Source organism: Xanthomonas axonopodis, from assembly GCF_001304695.1.
Lineage (GTDB): Bacteria > Pseudomonadota > Gammaproteobacteria > Xanthomonadales > Xanthomonadaceae > Xanthomonas > Xanthomonas axonopodis.
The window spans coordinates 1-2,593 of sequence record NZ_JFAQ01000297.1 but is presented as its reverse complement, the minus strand read 5'-3'; the positions used below and the strand labels follow the sequence as shown (position 1 = coordinate 2,593).

Annotated in this window: 3 protein-coding genes; 2 read left to right on the top strand and 1 reads right to left on the bottom strand. The window is 64.5% G+C overall.

Features of this window, described 5'->3' with window-relative positions:
* The coding region (locus XAXN_RS19870) for a transposase (protein WP_134984942.1) at positions 1-223 on the bottom strand (223 nt) is incomplete at its 3' end.
* Between the two features lie 363 nt (positions 224-586).
* Here XAXN_RS19870 and XAXN_RS19865 point away from each other — a divergent pair.
* Together XAXN_RS19865 and rlmB are read left to right on the top strand one after the other, a co-directional pair.
* Entirely contained in the window at positions 587-1,060 is a 474-nt protein-coding gene (locus XAXN_RS19865) for a GFA family protein (protein ID WP_054320795.1), read from the top strand.
* A 313-nt stretch (positions 1,061-1,373) separates the two neighbouring features.
* On the top strand, positions 1,374-2,123 hold the full coding sequence (gene rlmB, locus XAXN_RS19860) for a 23S rRNA (guanosine(2251)-2'-O)-methyltransferase RlmB (protein ID WP_054320794.1): 750 nt from the start codon (positions 1,374-1,376) through the stop codon (positions 2,121-2,123).
* The last annotated feature ends 470 nt before the right edge of the window (positions 2,124-2,593 follow it).

Genomic DNA, 2,593 nt, shown 5'->3' with positions numbered 1-2,593 from the left:
CCCAATCACGCAGCCGACGCCAGCAGGTCATGCCGCTGCCATCGCCAAGTTCCAAAGGCAGGTCTTCCCACGCAATGCCCGTGCGCAGCACATAGACGATGCCGTTGAGGGCCTGCTGATCACTGACACGAGGTCGTCCACCTTTGGGGGAAGGCTTGACCTGCGGAATCAGTGGCTCGATGCGCTTCCACAGCGCAATAGGGATCTCGTTGCGACGTGTCATGCCGACAATGTTGCCGCCGAATCAACAGAATTCAAGGGTTTTGTTAGCCGCTCTAAGCGCAAAAAAAAGGCGTACTGAGTTGCAGGGCCACGCCGCGGGCGGCCGAAATGGCAGCCCGCCACGCGAGGTGGTGGTGGTGACAAGAGCAGCCACTAAAATGTAGCGAGAGTCGTCGGGTGGGTGTAGGCGGCGCTGATGAATCGCAGCGTGCCGGCGGTTCCGGCCAATTCTCACTCCCACTACCATCCGCGTCCGCTTGGTGGTGAGCGCAGTCGTGTTATTCGCTGTTATGGAGGCAGGTGGGGCCGTTGCAGATGTATAGGTTTGCAATGGTGTCCGTAACAGACTGACGCGGAGCAGGGCATGGACACTTCAAGCGAATACAGCGGTGGCTGCCAGTGCGGGGCGGTGCGGTTTCATGCGCGTGGTGCGTTGGTGGACGCTTCGATCTGCCACTGCCGAATGTGTCAGAAGGCATTCGGCGCGTATTACGCGCCGCTGGTGTCGGTGCGAGGCGCCGAGTTTCGCTGGACCCGTGGCGCGCCCAAGCGCTTTGCATCGTCGACCGTCGTGCAGCGCGGTTTTTGCGCCGATTGCGGCACGCCATTGACTTATGAGGCACCCGACGGCCTGGCAGTTGCGGCAGGTGCCTTCGACACGCCGGAGCATTTGCCGCCGCATATCCAATATGGGCTGGATCGCAAGCTGCCCTTCGTCGATGGCCTGGCGCAGCTGCCTACGCGTCCACCCGAAGACGATGCCTCCGCGGAGGCTTTCTTGGCCAGCGTGGTGTCGCGGCAGCATCCGGATCACGACACTGCCCATTGGCCTGTGTGAGACATCGCCCTGGTTTGAGTGTGCTGCCGATTGCGGCACGCGAGCAGCAACGGTGAAACCTCGCTCGCGGCTGCCACTCGCCGCGGCAAGACGCGCCGGTGCACCAACTGGCAGGCATCCATCGGCACAATGGGGTGCGCGGCCAGCATGCGGTGAATGCAGCGCGCGCCGTTGCCTGCGGGTGCTGCGCGTGTAGCGCCAGTGTTCCTTGCAGCCACGCTTGGTTGGCATCGCCAAGGCTCCCATGCCCCGGCCGTGACGTGACAGGCCGCAAGCCCTACCATTCCCCTTTATCTCTTCGTATTCCCGCGCAATGAGCAAGCAGAACCAGTGGATCGTCGGCGTCAATGCTGTCGCCTCGTCTGTCGAGAACGACGCCGACAACGTGCGCGAGGTGTTGATCGAGGCCGGCAGCAAGAACCCGCGCCTGACCGAGATCGAGGAACAGGCGCGCCGCAAGGGCATCGACGTCCGCCGGGTCAATACGCAGGCACTGGACGGCGTGGGCGGGCAGGTACGCCACCAGGGCGTGGCCGCACGCTATGCCGCCGCGCGGCTGTGGGCCGAGAACGAGCTGGAAGGGTTGGTCGAGGCCGCCGAAGGGCGCGCGTTGGTGCTGATCCTCGATGGCGTGCAGGACCCGCACAACCTTGGCGCATGCCTGCGCAGTGCGGCAGCGGCAGGGGTCACCGCGGTGGTGATTCCCAAGGACAAGTCGGCCACGGTGAACGCCACCGTGCGCAAGACCTCTGCCGGTGCGGCCGACCGCATTCCGGTGGTGGCGGTGACCAACCTGGCGCGCTGCCTGCGCGATCTGCAGAAGCAGTGTGTGTGGCTGTATGGTTTGGCTGGCGAAGCAGAGGCTTCGTTGTATAGCGTGGATCTGCGCGGAAATGTCGGGCTGGTGCTGGGTGGCGAGGCCGATGGCCTGCGCCGTCTCACCCGCGAGCACTGCGACGGCCTGGTCAAGATCCCGATGCCCGGCGAAATCGAAAGCCTCAATGTGTCGGTCGCGACCGGTGTGACCTTGTTCGAGGCCGTGCGCCAGCGCCTGGGCACTTAACGGCCTGCATGCATCAGGCGCAAGCGCAGGCGTGCCGGCCTGCGTAGCGCATGCGCGTTACGCGATGCACAGCAGCGCCAACTCCTGATCGTTGCAATGCCGATGGGCAGTTGCGCAATCTTCCGCGCAGATGCGGGTCGCGGCGCGCTGCCTGGCGCACGCGCAGGGAGTTGCAGCAAGGCTTTCCAGAGCTGCGCAGCCATCGTCGAACGCAGCGCGGCGTTTTGCCCACCATATCGCCAGCGAACGGCGCGTTATGTGTGATGAACGATGGGGGGGGGGGGGGCCCCTGGCAAACAGGCGAGAGCAGTTGCGGGGTCCGGGGGTCAGCACGACGACAAAACAGACGGCAGCAGCGCTGGCTTGGTGTGGGTGCCTGCCTGCTGCTGGGGCTGTGTTCTTTCGTCGCGGGGGCCTCACCGGCCGGAAGGGCACGTTTTCGCGATTAGGCCATCGAGAGCTTGTGTTCG

Bases quoted from the DNA above. Each gene is read 5' to 3' on its own strand.
- XAXN_RS19865 (WP_054320795.1), top strand. From the start codon at position 587: ATGGACACTTCAAGCGAATACAGCGGTGGCTGCCAGTGCGGGGCGGTG.
- rlmB (WP_054320794.1), top strand. From the start codon at position 1,374: ATGAGCAAGCAGAACCAGTGGATCGTCGGCGTCAATGCTGTCGCCTCG.